Source organism: Paraburkholderia pallida (assembly GCF_004524855.1).
In the GTDB taxonomy this organism is placed as follows: Bacteria; Pseudomonadota; Gammaproteobacteria; order Burkholderiales; family Burkholderiaceae; genus Paraburkholderia; species Paraburkholderia oxyphila.
On the sequence record NZ_CP038150.1, the window covers coordinates 1,152,177 to 1,171,949 of the forward strand.

The following is a 19,773-nucleotide window of genomic DNA, read 5'->3' on the forward strand; positions in this document are numbered from 1 at the left end:
TTCGCATGACTAAATACATAAAGCTTGAATGCTCGACTGCAACTGCTACTAACTCCATCTGCGGACCGCGCTATTGCGGGTTACCGGCCCGCCATCCCGCTCAGATGCCCGCGAGTATCCACTCGTGGGCCAGATCGTTTTTGAAATGCCACACGCGCTTCGGCCCGGCCATCACGTTGAGGTAATAGCCGTTGTAGCCATGCGGCATCACCACCGGGTGATAGCCGCGCGGCACCATCACCACGTCGTGGTCCTCGACGGCCAGCGTCTCGTCGAGGTCGCGCGCGTCGGTGTAGACGCGCTGAAATCCGAACCCTTGTGGCGGATCGATGCGGTGGTAGTAGGTCTCTTCAAGAAAGCTCTCGACGGGAATGTCATCGGCATCGTGCTTGTGCGGCGGATAGCTCGACGAATGCCCGGCTGGTGTCAGCACCTCGACCACGAGCAGCGATTCCGCTGGCTCGGTTTGCGGGAGGATGTCGCACACGTAGCGCAGGTTCGCGCCGCGGCCCCGCGTCGAGCGCGTCATCGTGCCCGGCTCGATCAGCCGTGCCTCCAGACGGCCTTGCGCCGGCGCGCTGGCGAGCCCGACCTCTGCGGCGTCGTGGGCCTCGATCGACACCGCCGTTCGAGGCGGCAAATAGACGGCATAAGGCGACTTCGGCTCGAACACGCTGCGGCGCGAGCCGATCTCGCGCCACGCCTGCGCGGGCGTCGTCACGCTCACGACGCCCGTGAGCACGACCACGCAGATTTCCGTTTCGCCCGTGTCGAACGAGAGCGTGTCGCCGCGCGTGAAGCGGTGAGCCGCGAAACCCACATGGCGCCACTGCGCGCTTTCCGGCGTGACCTGGGCAATGAGGCGCCCGCTCCGGCTTCCCTTCACCAGCAGACTCATGCGGCCTCCGCGCGGGCCTGCACGCCCTCGACGAGCGCCTGCAGATGCCGGAATCCCGCTTGCGCGAACGCATAGCTCGGCGCGACGGCGGGGTCCTGCTCCGCCTCCACCACGAGCCAGCCGCGATACCCATGCGCGCGCAGTTGCTCGATCAGCGGCGCAAAATCGATCGCCCCATCGCCCGGCACAGTGAACGCGCCGTTGATGACCGCATCCAGAAAGCTCCAGTCGCGGTTGCGCGCTGTCTCGACGATCTCTGCGCGCACGTCCTTGCAATGGACGTGGCAAACCCGCCCGATGTGTCGTGCCAGCAGCGCGGCCGGCGCCGCCGCGTCGAATCTCGAGCGGCTTGCGCCGAAGGCCGCGTGACCGCTGTCGAACAGCAGGCCGACGTCGTGCGAGGTCAACGCCATCAGCCGGTCGACGTCGTCGGGCGTTTCGACGTAGGCGCCCATATGGTGGTGATAAGCGAGGCGCACGCCGCGCGCGAGCGTAAAGCGCGCAAGCGTATCAAGGCGCTTCGCATAGGCGCGCCATTGCTCGTCCGACGTGAAGCGCGGTCGCGCATACAACGGCGCGCCGCGATCGCCCTGAATCGAGCCCGATACTTCGCCGTACACCATCACCGTCGCCCCGCCTTGCGCGAGCAATTCCAGATGCGGGACGACCGCAGCGATTTCCTCGTCGGCCGATCGTTCGACGAGACGCCCCGAGTACCAGCCCGAGACCAGCTCCAACCCATGACGCGACAGCACCTCGCGCAACACGCGCGGCTCGCGCGGAAACTTGTTGCCGAGCTCGAAGCCCTGATAGCCAATCTCGCTGCCCTCGGTCAGTGCGACTTCGAGCGGCGTCTCCCCGCCGAGCGTCGGGAGGTCGTCGTTGAACCAGGAGATCGGATTGATGCCGATTTTCACGTCGAAACGGTGTACTGCGATGTCATGTGCGATCGTCATGGCAAGACCTTTTGCATCTGTTTGTTCCGTTCATAATCGGCACGCGCCAAGCGCACCGCTTCGCGATCTGAAACCTCCGGCACCGCCACCTCCCACCAGCAGCCGCCTTCCTTCGTGGTGCGCGCCGGGTCCGTATCGATGCAGACCACATAGGTGCGATCCGAGGCCCGTGCCCGTCGCATCGCTGCTTCGAATTCCTCAATATTTCCGGCATGCTCCGCGTGCGCACCCAGTGCGGCCGCATGAGCCGCGAAGTCGATTGGCGGTGCGCCAAGCGGGCCCTGCAGACAGTCTTCGAGCAGATTGTTGAACGGCGCGCCGCCACATGCCTGCTGAAGCCGGTTGATGCATCCGTAGCCACGGTTGTCGAGCACGACCACGATGAGCTTGCGGCCGAGCATGACCGAGGTGGCGATCTCGCTGTTCATCATCAGATAACTGCCGTCGCCCACCATCACGATCACCTCGCGATCGGGCCGCGCCATCTTCGCGCCCAGCCCGCCCGCGATTTCATAGCCCATGCACGAATAGCCGTATTCCACGTGGTATCCACCGGGATGACCTGTGCGCCAGAGCTTGTGCAGCTCGGCGGGCAGTGTCCCGGCCGCGCACACGACAATGTCGTGCGACGGCGAATCCCCGCGCGAGCGCTGCACGGCGCCGATGACTTCGGCGTCGTAGGGCAGCACGCCTTGCTCGAGCGTTCGCGTGCCCGTCAATTCCGCCACCGTCGCGCGCCAGCCGCGCGCCGCCATGCGGGCCTGCTCGTGCCACGCCTCATCGCTTTGCCATGCGGCGCGCCCGCCTGCTTCGTATTGGCCGCCGCCCCCCAGTTCGCGCGAGAGCGCATTGAGCGCGAGCCGTGCGTCGGCGATCAGCTCGACGCCGCCGGCCTTGCCCGCGTCGAAGCCGTTCACGTTGATGGCAAGCGCCGCTGCCTGACCGAAGAGCGAGTGCGAGCCGGTGGTGAAGTCCTGCAGGCGCGTGCCCACGGCGATCACGAGATCCGCTTCGCGCGCCATCGTGTTGGCCGCGGGCGAGCCCGTCACGCCCACGGAACCCAGCTGCAAGGGATGGTCCCATGCGAGTGCGCCCTTGCCCGCCTGGGTTTCGCAGACGGGCACGCCGTGCCGCTCGCAGAATGCGCGCAGCGCGGCGGACGCTTTGGCGTACAGCACGCCGCCGCCCGCAACCATCAACGGACGCCTCGCGGCGCGCACCGCCTCCGCGGCCGCGGCGAGCTGATCCTCAGCCGGTTGCGGTCTGCGCAGCGTGACGACCTTCGGCTCGAAGAACGCCAGCGGAAAATCGTACGCATGCGTCTGCACGTCTTGCGGCAGCGCGAGCGTAACGGGCCCGCACAGCTCGGGATCGGTCAGGACGCGAATCGCACGGGGGAGCGCGTTCAGCAACTGTGCAGGCGCGACGATCCGGTCGAAGTACCGCGACACGGGCTTCAGGCTATCGTTGGCCGAGATGCCGGCGTCGTGGGGGTCCTCGATCTGCTGCAGCACAGGGTCCGGCGCGCGCGACACGAAGGTGTCGCCGGGAAGCAGCAACACGGGTAAACGGTTCACGTGCGCGAGCGCCGCCGCGGTGACCAGATTCGTCGCGCCCGGGCCGATCGACGTGGTGCACGCCATCATGCGCCGGCGCATGTGTGTCTTCGCGTAGGCGATGGCCGTGTGCGCCATGGCCTGCTCGTTGTGCGCGCGCCAGGTCGGCAGCGCGTCGCGATACTGATGCAGCGCCTCGCCGATCCCCGCCACGTTGCCGTGCCCGAAGATCGCGAACACGCCGCCGAACAGCGGCTCGGGCGCGGAACCGGGCGCCTCTTCGTCGGCAACGCGCAATGCCGCGAGATAGCGGACGAGCGCTTGCGCCACCGTGAGTCGAATCGTCTGGCTCATGCTGCACACTCCTCGCGTGCGGCCTCGGCCGCATTGCGGCGTGTCTTGCGCCAGACCTGGATCAGGTATTCGAAGTTGCTGCGCACTGCGCCAATCAGTGTAGCGTCGTCGATCTCGCCGGCAAGCCACGCGCGCGCCGGCTCATGAAAGATCGTGCGCCCCACCGTAAAGCCCCGGCAGGTGCGGCTCGCGCTCGCCGCCTCGAAGCCCTCGGCAAGTTGTTCGGCCGGTGCGTTCAGGCCCAGCAGCACCACGCCGCGGCAGTACGGGTCGCGCGCTTCGATCAATGCGTCCACCTCTTGCCACGCGGCGGCGCTCATCGGCTCGAGCTTCCACCAGTCGGGATAGATGCCGATGTTGTAGAGCCGCTTGAGCGCACGCACTACCGTGTCCGGCGCGTTGGCCCCGCGTCTGGGCGGAATCACTTCGAGCAGCAACTCATGGCCGCTCGCCTGGGTCGCCTCGTAGAGCGCGCGCAACTGGCTCTCCTGTTCGAGCCGCAGCGCCGGCGCGTCGTCCGGGTGATACTGGACGAGGCACTTGACGATATGCTCCGCGGGCCAGCTAACCAGCGCCGAGCCGATCGAGCGCCCATGCTCGAACACCAGGGGGTTCGATCCCGGCAGCTCGACGGGGCGGCCCACCCACCAGCCACGCCCCGTGGCTGCGTTCAGTGCGTCTTGCCCGTAGCGGTCGTCGATCAGCACGGCCATCTTGCCCGTATGGCCGCCTTCGCTTTCCGTCTGCTCCACCGCCTGCACGAACAGTTGCTTGAGCGCTGCGATGCGTGACTGCGGCGCGCCACTTTGCTGCGCCAGTTCGAAGAGCTGATTGCGATGGTCGAACGCGAAGCCGAGCACTTCGTCGCGTGGCTTGCGCGGCACGCTCACGCGGTGCAAGCGCTGCAGCGCCGCGTCCCGGTCAGGCCGTGCGAGGCTGGCCGCGTTGGCGAGGAAATAGTCGAGCTCGACCGGCGTGGGCATCGCGGGCGCACACGCGTGGCGCGAGACCACCAGGGCGCCGCACGCATTGGCATAGGCACAGCAGCGAGCGTAGTCTTCCTGGCGCAGCCAGCCTTTGAGGAAGCCGGAGAGAAACGCGTCGCCGGCGCCCAGCACGTTCAGCACCTCGACCTGCACGCCGCGATAATGCGCGTCGCCGTCCAGATCCGCGGGAATGTCACCGTCGATCACGGTGCAGCCGAGCGGCCCCCGTTTCACCACGAGCGTCGCGGCGCTCACCTCGCGCACGCGGCGCAGCGCGCCGAGCAAATCGTCCTCGCCGCCTGCAATGCGGAACTCCTCCTCCGTGCCCACGATCAGGTCGAACTCGGGCAGGATGGCGCGCAGGTGTGCACTGACACCGCCATCCGCGATAAAGCGCGTTTCACCGTCGCCCTTGCCGGCGAGGCCCCACAATACCGGCCGGTAGTCGATATCGAGCACGGTGCGCACATTGTTGCGCCGCGCGTAGCGCAACGCCGTCATGCTCGCGCGATGCACGCCCCCGGTCGAAAAATGCGTGCCCGTAATCAGCAGCGCCTTGCTCGACGCGATGAACGCTTCGTCGAAATCCGTCTCGTCGAGCGCCATGTCCGCGCAATTCTCGCGATGGAACACCAGCGGAAACGTGTCGCGGTCTTTCAGGCCGAGCAGCACCAAAGCCGTGAGGCGCTCCATGTCGGTCTTCACATGGCTCACATCGCAGCCTTCGCGCTCGAGGGCTTCAACCAGGAAGCGGCCCATGTGGTCGTTGCCCACGCGCGAGAGCATCGCGCTTTTCAGGCCGAGACGCGCGCAGCCGAATGCGATGTTGGCCGAGGAGCCGCCCAGGTAGCGCGCGAAGCTCGTGACGTCTTCGAGCCGTGCGCCCACTTGCTGTGCGTACAGGTCGACGGCGAGCCGGCCGAGACAGATGATGTCGAGCGGGCGTTGCGCAGCGAATGCAGTGTTTCGGTTCATGAAGAATGATGTCCGTAAGGGAATCGGTTGAGCATCCGGCTTCAGCGGGCGCGCCGCTTGCGGTATTGATCGGCGACCACGGCGGCAACGATGATTCCGCCTTTGACGATCTCCTGGATGTACGAGTCGATGCCGAGAAAGATGAAGCCACTCGAGATCACGCCGAGGATCAGCGCACCGATCACCGTGCCGGTGATACGGCCCATGCCGCCCGCGAGGCTCGTGCCGCCGATCACCGCCGCCGCAATAGCGTCGAGCTCATACGAGAGGCCCATGCCCGACTGGCTGGTTTGTGCACGCGCTGACACCACCACGCCCGCCAGCCCGCTCAGGAGCCCCGCGATCGCGTAGACGGCAACCAGGTTGCGCCCCACGCTGATGCCCGAGACGCGCGCCGCCTGCACATTGCCGCCGATCGCGTAGAGGCACTTTCCGAAGCGGGTGTAGCGCAGCACGATATGAAAGATCAGTGCGGCGGCAAGAAAGATCGCGACCGGGCGCGCGCCGGAGCCGATGGCCGAATAGGCGTCGGTGAACATGCTGATCGGCTGGCCGTGGGTGTAGTAGCGGGCGAGGCCGCGAGCCGACACCATCATGCCGAGCGTGACGATGAAAGGCGGCACGTTCGAGCGCACGATCAGCGCGCCGTTCAGGAGCCCGCAGAGGCCGCCCACCAGCGTGCCCGCCAGCACCGGCACGAGCACGGGCAAATCGGCCACGCCGGGAAATACCGTCGCGCCGAAGCCGCCGGCCTGCGCGAAACTGCCCGCCACCATGGCCGACAAAGCCACGAGCGAGCCGGACGACAGGTCGATCCCGCCCGCGATGATGACCATCGTCACGCCAACGGCAATGAGGCCGATCTCCGAGACCCTCAGGACCATGATCAGCAGTCCTTGCGGGTTATACAGGAACGACTGCCCGCGCTCGATCCAGCCGATCGCCTCGAACACGAGCGCGATCGCGACGAGCACGACCAGAATGCTGGTCTCCTGGGGCAAGCGCCACTTGCGCGGCGCACTGGCCGCCGCTTCGGCGGCGCCATTGATGGTTGATGCACTCATGTCCGTCTCCTTGCCGATGGTCGGCTTCAAATCTCTGGATACTCAGATGTGCTCGCCCGAGGCGAGTGTCATGATGTTTTCCTGCGTGGCCAGCTCGCGAGGCAGGATGCCGCTCACCCTGCGCTCGTGCATGACCACGACGCGGTCGCTCATGCCGATGACCTCGGGCAGCTCCGAGGAAATCATGACGACCGCCACGCCGTTTCTGGCCAGTTGCGTGATGAGCGCGTGAATCTCGGACTTCGCGCCCACGTCCACACCGCGCGTGGGTTCGTCGAGAATGAGGATCTTCGGCTGGTTGAGCAGCCACCGCGCGAGCAGCACCTTTTGCTGGTTGCCGCCGCTCAGGTTCTCGATGATCTGCGCGAGCCCCGGCGTCTTGACCTTCAGGCTCCGGCACAGCGCCTCGCATTCCTCGTTCACGCGCTGCTGCCGCACGAAGCCGAGCGCGCTATGGCGCCTGAGCGCGGTGATTGCCATGTTCTCGCCCACGGAGAGCTGCAAGAACAGGCCCGTGCCCTTGCGGTCCTCGGTGAGGAACGCGACACCTGCGCGAATGGCGTCCGCGGGCGAGCGGATCGTCTTCGGCTTGCCTTCGAAAAGGATCTCGCCGCTGTGAGCCGGATAAACGCCGAAGATGGCTTCCATGACTTCGGTGCGCCCCGAGCCCATCAGGCCCGCTACGCCGAGAATCTCGCCGTAGCGCACGTCGAAGCTCACGCCCGAGAACACGCCGCGTCGCCCCAGATCGCGCACGGCGAGCGCCACCTCGCCGATCGGCACCGTTTCCTTCGGGAACACCTGGGTGAGTTCGCGGCCGACCATGGCGGCGATCAGCGACTGCTTGTCGAAGCGGCTCGCCTCGCGCGTGACGATGTGATGCCCGTCCCGGAAGATCGAGATGTCGTCCGCGATCTGGAACACCTCGTCCATCTTGTGTGTGATGTAGATGATCGCCTTGCCGCGCGCCTTGAGCTCCGCAATGATGCGAAAGAGGTGCTCGACTTCCTTGTCCGTGATGGCCGAAGTCGGCTCGTCCATGATCAGCAGATCGGAGTCGAACGAGACGGCCTTCGCGATCTCCACCATCTGCCGATTCGCGATGCTGAGCCTGCCGAGCGGCGTTTGCGGATCGATCTCGATGCCGAGCTGCGCGAACAGCTCGCGCGTTTGCCGGTTCAGCGCGCCGTGATTGACGAGACCCAGCCGGCCGCGCGGCTCGCGGCGAATCCAGATGTTTTCGGCCACCGTCATTTCCGGCAGCAGATTGAGCTCCTGGTGAATCATCGCAATGCCGCGGTCGAGCGCGTCGCGCGGCGACTTCAGTGCGATCGGCTCGCCCTTGAAATGCAGCGTGCCGCCGTCGGGCGTATACACGCCCGCGATGATCTTCATCATCGTGGACTTGCCAGCGCCGTTTTCGCCCATCAGGGCATGAACGCGCCCCGCCCGGATCTCGATGGACACGTCCTGGAGCGCGATGACGCCCGGAAACGCCTTGCGTACATGCCGCGCCGCCAGCAGCGGCGCGGCATGGCCGTGAAACACAGGGGGCAGCGCGCTGCGCCGCTCGGCTGGACGCGATGCGGTGAACGTCGAATCTTGCATGGTTACCCTCGCCTGACCTGGCAAATGAAGCGATGGAAGCAATCGAAGCCATCGGACGACAGGCGTCGTCCGCCACGAAGCCGCGTGAGTCAGCGGTTCACGAAGCCCTTGTAGTTCTCCGGCGTCACGAGCTGATAGGGAATCCAGGCCTCGCTCTGCACGCTCTTGTCGCCGCCGGCCAGCTTCGCGGCCATGTCCACGGCCGCCTTGCCCTGGCCCTTGCCGTCCTGAAACACGGTCACGGCGAGGTCGCCCTTCGACATCGCAAAGAGCGCGTCCTTCGTCGCATCCACGCCGCCCACCAGCACCGCCTTCGGCGAGACGCCGGCCTGGCGCATCGCGATCAGCGCGCCCAGCGCCATCTCGTCGTTATTGGCGGCGATGGCGTCGAACTTCTTGCCCGCGCTCAGCCACTGGCTCATCAGGTTGATGGCCTGGCTGCGATCGAAATTGGCGGTCTGCTCCGCAACCACATGAATGCCGGGGTTCTTCGCCACGATGTCCTTCACGCCGCGAGTACGGTCACGCGTGGCGTCGGTCGAGAGCTCGCCGAGCATGAGCGCGATATTGCCGTGGCCATTGAGCTTCTTCGCGAGGTACTCCATTTGCAGATGGCCCGCCACGAGGCTATCGGAGCCCACGAAGTACGCGCCGTTGCCAAGCGGCTCGTCGGGCTTGCGGTTGACGTAGACGATGGGGATGCCGGCTTTGCGCGCGGCGTCCGTCATGCGCTTCGTGGCCGATGCGTCGGCGGGGTTCACGATGATCGCGGCCACGTGCTGTGCCACGAACGCTTCGACCTGGCTCACCTGGCGGCCGACGTCGCCCTGCGCGTCCTCGAAGTCGAGGCTCACGTTCTTCGCCTTGCCTTCGGACGCCATGGACTCGCGCACTGTCGTGAGGAAGTTGTCGTCGAAGTGCGCCATCGAGACGCCTATCGTCGTGCCTGCATAGGCGGCAATCGGAAGGGCTGTCGCGAGCGCGAGCAAGGACCGGCTGAGGAAGTTCATGATTGTCTCCATCCAAGTGTTTGCGGCTCTGCCTTTTTTGGGCGCACAGAGCCTTTCAAGCCGTGCGGTGCACGGTCTGCCACTGCTTCGTTGCGACTTGTTTGCCGGCGCGTTTGCCGACTTGTTTGCCGGCCCCGCACCGCGCCCGAATGGCGCGGCGTCTCCGTGGCCCGGATGCCAGGTATCAGGCGGCCTGGCGCAGGCTCGCCGCTTCGAGGGCCTCGCCGATATAGGCGATGCTTGCGGCAAGGCGCGGCTCGATGTCGGCGGCTTCGGCAATTTCCTCGGCGAACGGCTCGAACGAGGCGTAGCCGCGATAGCCGCGCGCACGCAGCGTCGCGAGCTGGCGCACGTTGCCGAGACGGTCGTCGCGGCCCACGAGCACGCGATGGCCGTCACGCATTTCGCCCACCGTCACCGCACTCGCCTCGACGCCCGAGATGTGCACGAGCCCCGTGAGGTCGGGAAAGAAGATGTCTTCGCCAGACAGGTGATGATGGAACGTGTCGTGCACGAGCCTGAAATGGCGCTCGCCGGCCGCATCGTAGATGCCCTTCACCGCATCGGACTTGCGGCGCAGCGCGCATTCCTCGAAGCCGAGCGTCTCGACGAGACCGAGCAGGCCGTGGTCGTCGAGGATCGGCTTGAGCTGCGCAAGCGCCTTGACCAGATCGGCGTGACGCTCGCTCGCCGTGCGCTTGTCGAGCATCGAGTTGGTCGGGCACATCACGAGCGCCTTCGCACCGCAACCCGCCGCGTACTTCGCGAGCGCCAGCGCTTCATCACGGCGCGTGGCGTCGAACTGCTCGAAGCGCTGCAACGCGTTGATCGAGAGAATCGTGAGACCCGCGCGCTCGCATGCCTCCTTGATCTGGCCGGCGGGCGTGCCGTCGGTGATCTCGACGCCAGGCAGGTCGTTGCGGATCTCGATGGCGTCGATACCCAGACGCTGGCACAGCGCCACGTAGTCCGGGAACTTCAATTTCGGCGCGCTCATTCGGTTGAGGGAAAACTGCACTGCCTCGCTCATCGTTGTCTCCAGTGAATGCAAATCGAAAGTTTTATTTGCGGTCTACCGACCACTTCTAGCCGTTTGATTACGTCCCGGTTCAGCATGACTTGGCGTTGCCGATGTGAGAAAGGTAAGTGACCCATTGACTCGCCTCAACGAAAAGATTGATGATTTTTCGTCAGCACGAATACGCGGGAAGTCGCCCAGTCGTGGTGCAATTCGTTCTGCGATTCGAGCTGCAATGCGAGCGCGCCAATCGACCATGCCGCGCGCATCGAAATCGACAAAAAATACTGGAGACACTCATGGCCGCAGCCCCCCCACCGCGCCGCAAACGCAGCGCGCGTTTCGTTGAAATTGCCGAAGCGGCGGGCGTCAGTCCCGCGACGGTCGATCGCGTGCTCAACGAGCGCGGCAGTGTGTCCGCGGCCATGCGCGAGCGCGTCGTGAAGGCGGCGCAACAGCTCGGCGTGCCGCGCGTCTTGCCGCAAACCAGCCATGGCCTCGTGCATATCGACGTCTTGCTGCCGCAGAACAGCACGCCGTTCTTCCAGCGCCTGACACGCGGGCTCGAACGCTCGATGCAGATGCTCGACCCGCGCATCGTGCTGCATCGCCAGTTCCTTCCTGAAGCCGACGACGACGTGATCACGCGCGCCATCCTCCGCCCGAACTACAAGCGCTCCGGGCTGATCGTCACGACGCACGACACGGCGCCTGTGCGCGACGCGCTGCGCACGGTCATCGCGCAAGGCGAGCCTGTGATCACGATGGTCACCGATATCCCGGAGGTCGAGCGCGTGCATTACGCCGGCATCGACAACGCCAATGCGGGGCGCACGGCGGGCTACTTCGTCGGGCGGCTCGCCACGCAGCCGGGCCGGGTTCTGCTGATCTGCTCGCGCAAGGACTATCGCGCGCATATCGAGCGCATCAGCGGCTGCCGCACGCAACTGGCCGAGGCGTTTCCCCATCTCGTCTGCGATGCGGAGGCGGTGGAGACGCTCGACGACGTGGACCAGTGCCATCGCGCGGTGCTCAAGGAGCTCAAGCGCGGCGGCGTGGTGGGCATCTACAACAGCGGCTATGCGTCGGAGGGCATCGAGGCGGCGCTACGCAAGGTGGGGGCGGCGGGGAAAGTCGTGTGGGTGGGCCATGAGATGCTCGACCGGCATCGCGAATACATCGAGCAGGGCACCATGGACATTGCAATCGACCAGGACCCGGACGGGCAAGTGATATCCGCATTGCAGCACGCGCTCAATGCGTGCGGCGTGGTGCAGACGCCCGCGCCGCTCGGGACCGTCGAGTTCCGGATATTCTGCTCGGCGAACGTGAGGCGCAATCCCTACCTTGCCGCCGGGCATTGAGCCGCGCTACGCCGTAGCGGCGTCGCGCGCCGTTTGCGTTTCGATCTCGCACCAGAGCTCGCGTATCCAGGCCTGCATCTGCAGCGACTCGGCCCAGCGGTCGGTGGTGTCATTGCCATCCGCGCCTATGATCGCGTAGGGCTGCGGGCCCAGCTCGCAGGTGAACGCAAGCGTATCGTTTTCGCCCGCCCGGCGTCGCCACGAGCGAAAGCCGTAGCCCCACCAGCCGAGAAATAGATCCACCCACTTGCGGTGCGGTGCAAACGAGAGCTCGATCTGCACCTGCTCGCGGCTCGCCACGCGTCCATGAAACGCCCATGAATGGTCGAGTATGCGATGCATGAGCGCATGATTCTCGTCTGAGACGGGCCACGCGAACTCGCGCCCGACGAGAAAGTGCGAGATGTCGCCCAATAGCCTGAGATCGGGCCGCGCGTCGAGCAAATCGAGCGTGAAATACAGATCCGTCGTCATACGGTCGCGATGCGTCTCGATGTAGACGGGCATATCCACCTGCTCCGCAAGTCGACGCCAGCCATCGAGCAAGACCAGCGCCTCGCGAACAGTTCGCGGCCGCACGTCGGGTTGCAGATCGACGTGATGCAGGCCGAATTCGGTCGCGAGCTCCAGCACGGGCTGCAGGTCGTCCACGGTTTGCGGAAAGCACTGGCCTTCCGCTGCCAGTCCGTATTCGCGCCGCAACCCGGCCAGACGCTTCACGTCCTCGCGGTTCGTGCAGTGTGCGCTCACGCCGTCGAAGCCGGCCTGCGCGATCATGCGGACGTTCTCTTCGAGCGAGCGCTCGTAGCCATCGGTGTGTCGGCGCTCCATCGCCCAAAGCGACTGGAACACCAGTAGTCGTTGCGCCATCGTGTCTCCGTGTTGCCGCGTCGGCGCCTCGCCATGCGGGCGTCGTTCACGCAGCGGGATGTTTCGCGTTGCCCTGCATTCAGAGCAGGCTTTTTAGCTTCACTTCGGGGTTCGCCAACTGCTCCCCGTCTATAGGCGCGCCGCGCTCGACCAGCATCCGCGCGAGGCGCATTTCTCTCGCGAGTGCGCTCGCGAGGCCAAAGCCGCTTGCACCAACGAGCCGCCCTTCGCCATCCAGATCGAAATGAATCTGGGCACCGCTGTCCAGCGTGCGCACGATCGAGCGGCTGCCCAGCGCGGGCTCGCCGGCGACCTGCAGTTGATGGTCGTACTGATCGGACCAGAACCACGGCAATTCACCGTACGCGTCGCGCGCGCCGAGCATGTTGCGCGCCGCCACCCTCGCCTGGGTTTCGGCGTTGTGCCAGGTCTCCTGGCGAATGCGATGCGCGCCGAAGCGGCTCGGAAACACCGCCACGTCTCCCGCTGCAAAAACACCGCGTGCCGAGGTTTCGAGCGTCTCGTCCACGAGAATGCCGCGCTCGACGTCCAGACCCGCTGCGCGCGCGATCTCATCGGCGGGCTCGATGCCGATGCCGACGATCACGCTATCGGCATGCAGGACGTCGCCGTCGTCGAGCGTCACGGCCAGCGTGCCGCGCGTGTCCCCGTCGCGCCGCTCGAACGCGCGCGGCGCAGACTTGAGCCGGATCGTCACGCCATTGCGTGCATGCAAGTCTTGCGCGCTCGCCGCGATCGGGGCGGGCACGGCGCGCCCCAGCAAGCGTGCGCCCCCCTCCACTACGGTGACTTCGCATCCGCGCACGCGCGCCGATGCAGCCACTTCGAGGCCGATAAACCCGCCGCCCACCACCACGACATTCGACCCCGGCGTGAGCCGCCCGCCCAGCGCCGCCGCGTCGTCCAGCGTGCGCAGGCATTGGACGCCCGGCTCGCTTGCGCCCGGAATCGAGAGCCGGCGCGCATGGCCGCCCGTCGCGAGCAGCAGCGCCTCGTATTCGATGGTCCGGCCATCGGCCAGATACAGCACGCGCGCGACGGGATCGAACGATTGCACGGTGGCCACCACGTGCTCGATCGCGTCCTCGCGCCATGCCTCGGGATCGCGCAAGCCGCATTGCACCGCGGCGCGCTCGCCCGTCAGCAATCCTTTGGAAAGCGGCGGCCGTTCATAGGGCAGATGAGGCTCCGCGCCGATCAGCGCGATACCGCCGCGCCAACCCGCTTCGCGCAGCGTCTGCGCGGCGCGGCCGCCCACATGGCCCGCGCCAACGATCGCCATGACCCGTTGCGTCACCATGATTTCAGATCTCGATCAGGATGCGCCCGGCCTCGACCCGCGCCGGGTATGTCGTGAGCTTTTCGCACACGGGCGCGCACAGCGCGCGGCCATCGCGCACGTCGAAGCGGCCGTTGTGCTTCGGGCATTCGATCGTGTGGCCCATCACCAGACCATCGCACAAGTGCACTTGCTCGTGCGTGCACAGGCCGTCGCTGGCGTAGACGGCGTCGTCCACGCGGTAGATGGCGAAGGTGCGGCCTGCGTGGTCGAAGCGCATGACGTCTTCGTCTTCGATGTCGTTCAGCGCAGCCGCGTCGATCCATTGCGTCATGTCGTGTCTCCTTCGGTTGTGTATATGTCCATCAGTGTTCGTTCGCGAGCGTCTCGCCCGCGCTGCGCTCGCGGGTGGGCCTCGGGTAGCCTCAGGTGGCATCCGGCACGGGCCGGGTGACATGCCAGGCCGGGTCGCGCGTCTGGCGCACTAGCGCGGGGATGATCTCCGCATAGGCCGCGAGGCTGCTCGAATACGAAGGCGGCATGTCCGTCTTGACGGTCTCGTGCAGGCGCGGCAGCGCATGGAACGGCACCATCGGAAACATGTGGTGCTCGATGTGATAGTTCATGTTCCAGTACAAGAAGCGGAACACCGGATTCATCATCACGGTACGGCAGTTCTTGCGGTGGTCGAGCACGTTCTCCGGCAGGCCCGCATGCTGCGTCAAGCCGAAATAGAGGTAGAGCCAGGCGCCGTAGAGACTCGGCAGGCCGATATAGAGGAGCGGCAGCACCGAATGACATACGATGCACGCGGCGATCACGGCCATATAGACGAGCAGCGTCAGACGCGCCTCGCGCACCACCTTCGGCCATTCGGACTCGGGCACGAAGGTCTTTTCTTCCGTGCCGATGTTGCCGCATGCCGCTGCGACGATCTTCGGCACCTCGGTCGCCACGTGCTTGAGCGCGAAAATATTGAGCAGGAGTGCAACCCAATCGGTAGGCCTCGGCGCGGCGATCTCGGGGTCGCGGCCGACGATGAGCGTGTCGGTATGATGCCGCGCGTGCGTCCAGCGCGTGACCGTGGGACGGCGGAACACCTGGAACGAAGCGAGCTGGTAGACCACGCTGTTCATCCAGCGCGTCTTGAACGCCGTGCCGTGGCCGCATTCGTGCCAGCGCGAATCGGCCGGGCTGCAGTAGAGCGTGCCGTACAGGAAAAAGGCGGGAATGGCCCACAGCGAATTTGCGCGCCATGCGAACCACGCGAGCACGCCGCTGGCAACGATCGCCGCATACCAGATCAGCGTGTCGCGGATCGCGCGCGCATCGCCGCGCTGCATCAGCGCTTTCATCGTGGAGCGCGGCACCGGGCACTTGTACCACTGCGCATTGACGAGTCCAGCGGCGTACGCCCGTTCACCCGCACCGCCGATGAGCCGGTAAGCCTGCCGCCCCGTGACGGCGGACGCCGTACGCGAGCCTGTTTGCGTGTTCGACACCTATGTCTCCTTGATCCGGTTCGCCGCGCCTCGTGCGGCGTGTGACTTTCGTTGGATCAAACATAAGCGCCGGGCCCGCGGCGCTCAACGGAAACATTGATGAAATATCGTCAACAGGGCGGCGCGGGATGTGAAAACGGCAGGGCGGCGTGCCGCCCTGCCGTGCTTGTCCCCCGCTTGTACCCCTCGCCACCGCGTGGCTCAGGGGGCCTGCTCACGCAACCGGCAGGCCCTGCCCCGTGCTCAGAACCACTTGCCGTTGATGGCACCCGGCGCGAGCGAAACACCGCGCAGCACTTCGCCGAAACCGGCATTGCGCACCGTGACGAAGTGCTCCTGCGCCGCGCCGCTCAACTGGGTGTTGTGCAACACGTCGCGGATCGCGACGAGGCGGTTCGGGTCCGCGCCCTGGTCGCCGTTGCCGCTCACCGTCGAGGTGATGGCCCAGAGCGTGACCGTGCCGTCGGCATCGACATGTCCGGTGAGATTGCGCAGGCCATCGGTGGCCGGCGCCCACGGCAGGCCAGTCACGCTGTTCGTGCCGCCCGGATAGCCCGGCACCGTATAGGGCGCGCCCAGGCCAAGGCCGTTTTGCAGCGTGTAGGCCAGCTTCCACGACTTCGTGTTCGCGTTGTACACCCACTTCTGCAGGCCCGCGGTGGTCTGCGCCGCAGCGTGCGTGTCCAGGTCGGTGCCGCCCGCGTAGCCATCGCCTTCGTCGGCGACATAGAGCGTGTTCGCGTCGGCGAACCAGACGCCGAACGGATAGGCCGTCGTGGTGGCCGTTTTGTTCGGCGTAGTCGGGAAGCCCGCGAGCACGCAGACGTTGCTCGGCAGGCCGCTCGCCTGCACCGTCGCCGGGTTATAGGCGAGCGGTTGCGTCGGCAGCTTCGCGCCCTGCGCCGGCACGCCCACGCCCGAGGGGCAGGCGGTGCCCGTCGTATCGACGAAGTACACCGTATTCACGCCATTGCCGCCGCTGCCCTTCGTGAAGTACACGACGTTGTTGAACACGGTCAGGCCGCGGAAGTTGTCATCCTTGCCCACCTTGTCGGCCTTCGCGCCAAGCTCCGTGACGGAGAAGCTCGCGAGCGGCGCGGGCGTGCCCGGCGTTTGCTGCGCTTCGTGCTCGTGCGTGGCCGTGATGAACTGCGAGCCCGCGCCGAGAATCACGTTCGTGGGCTGCGGGTTCGAGCCGTTGCCCGCGTTGCCGACCGTGTAGTAGAAGCCGTCGCCATTGCCGTTCGCGTTGCTGTTGTTCAGGATCGCGGCGCGGCCGTTGTTGCCGCTATAGGCGTTGGTCTCGGTGAAGGTGAAGTGCCCTTCGCGGTCGACGCGCGCAACGGCGCGGTAGTACGCCACGCCATCCGGATTCGTCGGATCGTTCGCGCCCGGCGTGTTCGAATTCGACACGTCGATGGCGTTGACCGGCGCGACGTAGCCCATGAACGTCAGGTAGCGGCCGTCCGCCGAGAGGTTGAGCGCGAGCTCCGACTTGGAGCTGAAGCTCGTCACGAGCTGGTCGTGACCGTCGCCGGGATGCAGGCTGTTCGGCACTTCGAGCGAGTGAACGACTTCGCCGCCCGGCGTGATGGCGTCGAGAAAGACGCGCGCCGTGACGCCGAAGCTCGCATCGTAGAGCGCGTTGTTCCAGACGTACGGGTAGGTGCCGTCATTGGTAGCGCCGTTGCCGGAAGGGCAGCCGGCCTGCGTGCTTGCGCATTGGGGCGGCAGCACCTCGCCGGTCTGCACGTTGCTGGACAGGTTGTCGTAGACACTGCGGCTCACGACCAGCATGCCCGGTCCGCCGAAGTCGGGCTGGGCGATGGCGCCGGTGCTGGCGCAGGCGATGGCAAGAGCCAGAAGCGTGGGACGAAATGCGGAACGATCGATTGCGATGGCCATTTGTAACGTCTCCGTAAGGAATTGAATGCTTCTTGTTCGGACGAACTCGAGGTCAATCGACGCTACCGTATAGGCTCTTCGTGAAGGATTTGTTGCAGGGATGTGGGCTTGTGCACATTTGAGGCGCCACCTGCATTGCGATGGGCCTGATTAAAGATCGCGGCGTGATGCGTCGCCTGGCAAGCGATGCGAAGCCCGGCTGGATACGATTAGTATCGCAAACTATCTATTCTCCCGGTTCACCATGAAAGAATGATCAGCGGCGCGAGCGATGCAACGTAAGCGGCAAGGCCCGCGACAGCCCAGCCCGACGCGACCGCGACGACAGCAACGAGCGCCCCGGCAATGACGAGCGTGCGCATGAACCGCACACGCGCGCGCCTGCGCTCGACTCTTGCTCCGATATCGTCCAGCTTCCGAAGGCCGATTCGATGTGTGAAATACGCCAGATGAGACATACGGCAGTCCTGTTGAAGCATGGTGACTTTCATGCTTCAAGCCTAATGGATTCAATCTAAAAGTCGCGTAAAAGGGCATCAGCAATTCATAAACGCCTCGTTTTATCCTGCGCGCGATGACACACGTTATATCGGTTCAGGCATTTTTTTAACACTTCCCTTATGCATTTGAGGCTACGCTGGTTTTACCTCGACAAACTTCAAGGCAAACCCTGGGTATGAACACAGCACAACTCATCGCCCTGCGCGACGGCATTCCGGATAACGCCCGCCTGTTGCGCGCCGGCACCACGTCTTCGCATGCACAGCGCGCCGAACTCGACGTCTGCCTCACGGGACTCGCTGCGGAAGTCCCACGCACTCATCTCCGCACCCTTCTACATTCGCCGCTCGGCGTCTACGTCACCCACACCGAAGTCTTGCGCGACCGCGTGCGGGTACGATTCGACATCGCGCCCGAGGACCTCGCTTTCACCTTGCACACGCTGTTGGCCACTTTGCCCGAAGCCGTCATTGGCTCCGTTCAATACCACGAATGCGAAGAGGCCTGCTGATATGTATTCCGGAGTCTGGCTCCCGCTGGTGACCCCTTTTCGCAGGGGCAAAGTCGACGTCGCAGCCCTGCAGGCGCTCACGGACCATTACGCGCGCAGTGGCATTGCCGGTTTCGTTGCGCTGGGCACGACGGGCGAGGCAGCGCTGCTGTCCGATCTCGAACGCGCGACCGTGCTCCAGGCGATCACGGACGTCGTTGCGCAACGCTTGCCGGTGCTGGCCGGCGTCGGAGGCATCAATACCCGCGATTTCGTGCGCGAGATTGAGCGGCTCGAACGCTGGGACGTGTCGGGCTTTCTCGTTTCCGCACCGGCTTACGTTTGCCCCGGTCAGGCCGGGATTGAATGGCATTTCCAGCAGATCGCGCGGGCCACGCACCGACACATCGTGCTCTACGACGTGCCGCACCGCACGGGCGTCGCGATCGATCCGGACACGGTGCGCCGGCTCGCCGAACTCGATAACGTCGTCGCCATCAAGGCATGTGCGAGCCAGCACTTCAGTGCGCTCGGCGATGTCCCTGTCGACATGCTATGCGGCACCGACGAGGCGTTCACGGAATGTCTCGTCGCCGGGGGACGCGGCGGGATTCTGGCAAGCGCGCACGTCTGCGCAGATCTGCTGATCGAGGTGCAAACGCTGATGGAGGCGGGCAAAGCCGCCACGGCCTGCCGAATCTTCGCGCAACTGCGTCCGGTGCTGAAATTGTTGTTTGCCGCGCCCAATCCTTCGGCGATCAAGGCCATGCTTGCCCTCGAGGGACGCATTACACCGGAAGCCCGCATGCCCATCACACCGGTCCACGACGAACTGCGTGAGCGGCTGGTGCAAGCGCGCGAAGTGTTGCAAGCGCTGCGCGCGGAATTGCCGATGGCTATCGCGTGACTTTGGCGTGACTTTCAACCGAACAGCCGGCGCGACACAGCAAGCGTCGGTTGTTCGAGGCACCGCACGATCATTGGAAACAAGATTTGCTGAAATCAGGCGATCTCAGCGAGTTCCGGGTTCAACTCGATGTGAAGCATGACGAGCCAGCGCCGCGGGCAGGCATCGGCGATATTGAGTTCGCGGCCACCGGAACCGGAGCGCGTCGTTGCAACGTGCCCGTGTTTCTTCGCATTGTCCCAAGCCGCGCGCGCATCGCTAACCAGCCAGTTGCTCACGAACACGCAGGTCAAACAGCTAAAGACCAGCGATTCGATCCCCGCCATGGCTGGATCGATCATCTGACCAACGTACGTAAACACTGCAGTCAGGACCTGGTCGACGCATATCGTGAAGATCACGATCTTCAGCCAGGCGCGCGAACGCATCAATGTCTTGAGACGTGCACGTTCCGCTTCGCTCAATGGATCGGGATTGTTGGCGTCTCGCTCAGGTTCGTGCATGCCATT

The 19,773-nt window shown here is 65.3% G+C and carries 18 protein-coding genes; 3 read left to right on the plus strand and 15 right to left on the minus strand.

Annotated elements, in window-relative coordinates; genetic code table 11:
• Positions 1-100: 100 nt before the first annotated feature.
• From iolB to E1956_RS31735, 8 genes are all read right to left on the minus strand, one after another.
• Positions 101-898 (minus strand): 5-deoxy-glucuronate isomerase, encoded by a 798-nt coding sequence (iolB, locus tag E1956_RS31700; protein ID WP_134756665.1) that lies wholly within the window; start codon positions 896-898, stop codon positions 101-103.
• Positions 895-1,854 (minus strand): myo-inosose-2 dehydratase, encoded by a 960-nt coding sequence (gene iolE, locus E1956_RS31705; protein WP_134756667.1) that lies wholly within the window; start codon positions 1,852-1,854, stop codon positions 895-897. Before iolE ends, iolB begins: the two co-directional genes overlap by 4 nt.
• Positions 1,851-3,764: a 3D-(3,5/4)-trihydroxycyclohexane-1,2-dione acylhydrolase (decyclizing) gene (gene iolD / locus E1956_RS31710; protein WP_134756669.1), complete on the minus strand. Its 1,914-nt coding sequence runs from the start codon at positions 3,762-3,764 to the stop codon at positions 1,851-1,853. Before iolD ends, iolE begins: the two co-directional genes overlap by 4 nt.
• Positions 3,761-5,725 (minus strand): bifunctional 5-dehydro-2-deoxygluconokinase/5-dehydro-2-deoxyphosphogluconate aldolase, encoded by a 1,965-nt coding sequence (locus E1956_RS31715; protein WP_134756671.1) that lies wholly within the window; start codon positions 5,723-5,725, stop codon positions 3,761-3,763. The genes iolD and E1956_RS31715 overlap by 4 nt, the downstream gene beginning before the upstream one ends.
• Before the next feature lie 41 nt (positions 5,726-5,766).
• The gene (locus E1956_RS31720) at positions 5,767-6,789 is read right to left on the minus strand and encodes an ABC transporter permease (RefSeq protein WP_134756673.1); all 1,023 of its coding nucleotides are present in this window, start codon (positions 6,787-6,789) and stop codon (positions 5,767-5,769) included.
• A gap of 42 nt (positions 6,790-6,831) precedes the next feature.
• Entirely contained in the window at positions 6,832-8,397 is a 1,566-nt protein-coding gene (locus E1956_RS31725) for a sugar ABC transporter ATP-binding protein (RefSeq protein WP_134756675.1), read from the minus strand.
• Positions 8,398-8,486: 89 nt separating this feature from the next.
• Positions 8,487-9,407, minus strand: coding sequence for a sugar ABC transporter substrate-binding protein (locus E1956_RS31730; protein ID WP_134756677.1), 921 nt, complete (start codon positions 9,405-9,407; stop codon positions 8,487-8,489).
• 184 nt (positions 9,408-9,591) lie between these two features.
• Entirely contained in the window at positions 9,592-10,437 is an 846-nt protein-coding gene (locus tag E1956_RS31735; RefSeq protein WP_134756679.1) for a TIM barrel protein, read from the minus strand.
• Between the two features lie 287 nt (positions 10,438-10,724).
• Between E1956_RS31735 and E1956_RS31740 the strand changes: the two genes are divergently transcribed.
• Positions 10,725-11,789 (plus strand): LacI family DNA-binding transcriptional regulator, encoded by a 1,065-nt coding sequence (locus tag E1956_RS31740; protein WP_134756681.1) that lies wholly within the window; start codon positions 10,725-10,727, stop codon positions 11,787-11,789.
• Between the two features lie 6 nt (positions 11,790-11,795).
• Here E1956_RS31740 and E1956_RS31745 read toward each other — a convergent pair whose 3' ends face one another.
• The 6 genes from E1956_RS31745 to E1956_RS31770 all read right to left on the minus strand — a co-directional run bounded on the left by E1956_RS31745 (position 11,796) and on the right by E1956_RS31770 (position 17,824).
• A complete protein-coding gene (locus E1956_RS31745; protein WP_134756683.1) occupies positions 11,796-12,659 on the minus strand; it encodes a sugar phosphate isomerase/epimerase family protein in 864 nt (287 codons plus the stop codon).
• Between the two features lie 79 nt (positions 12,660-12,738).
• Positions 12,739-13,980 (minus strand): NAD(P)/FAD-dependent oxidoreductase, encoded by a 1,242-nt coding sequence (locus E1956_RS31750; RefSeq protein WP_134756685.1) that lies wholly within the window; start codon positions 13,978-13,980, stop codon positions 12,739-12,741.
• A 4-nt stretch (positions 13,981-13,984) separates the two neighbouring features.
• Positions 13,985-14,293, minus strand: coding sequence for a MocE family 2Fe-2S type ferredoxin (locus tag E1956_RS31755; protein WP_134756687.1), 309 nt, complete (start codon positions 14,291-14,293; stop codon positions 13,985-13,987).
• 91 nt (positions 14,294-14,384) lie between these two features.
• Positions 14,385-15,461 carry a fatty acid desaturase family protein gene (locus E1956_RS31760; RefSeq protein ID WP_134756689.1) on the minus strand — a complete coding sequence of 359 codons (1,077 nt, stop codon included), beginning with the start codon at positions 15,459-15,461 and terminating at the stop codon, positions 14,385-14,387.
• A gap of 243 nt (positions 15,462-15,704) precedes the next feature.
• Positions 15,705-17,366 carry a hypothetical protein gene (locus E1956_RS31765; RefSeq protein WP_134756691.1) on the minus strand — a complete coding sequence of 554 codons (1,662 nt, stop codon included), beginning with the start codon at positions 17,364-17,366 and terminating at the stop codon, positions 15,705-15,707.
• Positions 17,367-17,605: 239 nt separating this feature from the next.
• Complete coding sequence (locus E1956_RS31770) at positions 17,606-17,824, minus strand: hypothetical protein (RefSeq protein ID WP_134756693.1); 219 nt, start codon at positions 17,822-17,824, stop codon at positions 17,606-17,608.
• A 218-nt stretch (positions 17,825-18,042) separates the two neighbouring features.
• Here E1956_RS31770 and E1956_RS31775 point away from each other — a divergent pair, with 218 nt between their 5' ends.
• Positions 18,043-18,378, plus strand: coding sequence for a hypothetical protein (locus E1956_RS31775; RefSeq protein WP_134756695.1), 336 nt, complete (start codon positions 18,043-18,045; stop codon positions 18,376-18,378).
• A gap of 1 nt (position 18,379) precedes the next feature.
• On the plus strand, positions 18,380-19,264 hold the full coding sequence (gene dapA, locus E1956_RS31780) for a 4-hydroxy-tetrahydrodipicolinate synthase (protein WP_134756697.1): 885 nt from the start codon (positions 18,380-18,382) through the stop codon (positions 19,262-19,264).
• Positions 19,265-19,359: 95 nt separating this feature from the next.
• Here dapA and E1956_RS31785 read toward each other — a convergent pair whose 3' ends face one another.
• Positions 19,360-19,767: a hypothetical protein gene (locus E1956_RS31785; protein WP_134756699.1), complete on the minus strand. Its 408-nt coding sequence runs from the start codon at positions 19,765-19,767 to the stop codon at positions 19,360-19,362.
• Between the last annotated feature and the right edge of the window lie 6 nt (positions 19,768-19,773).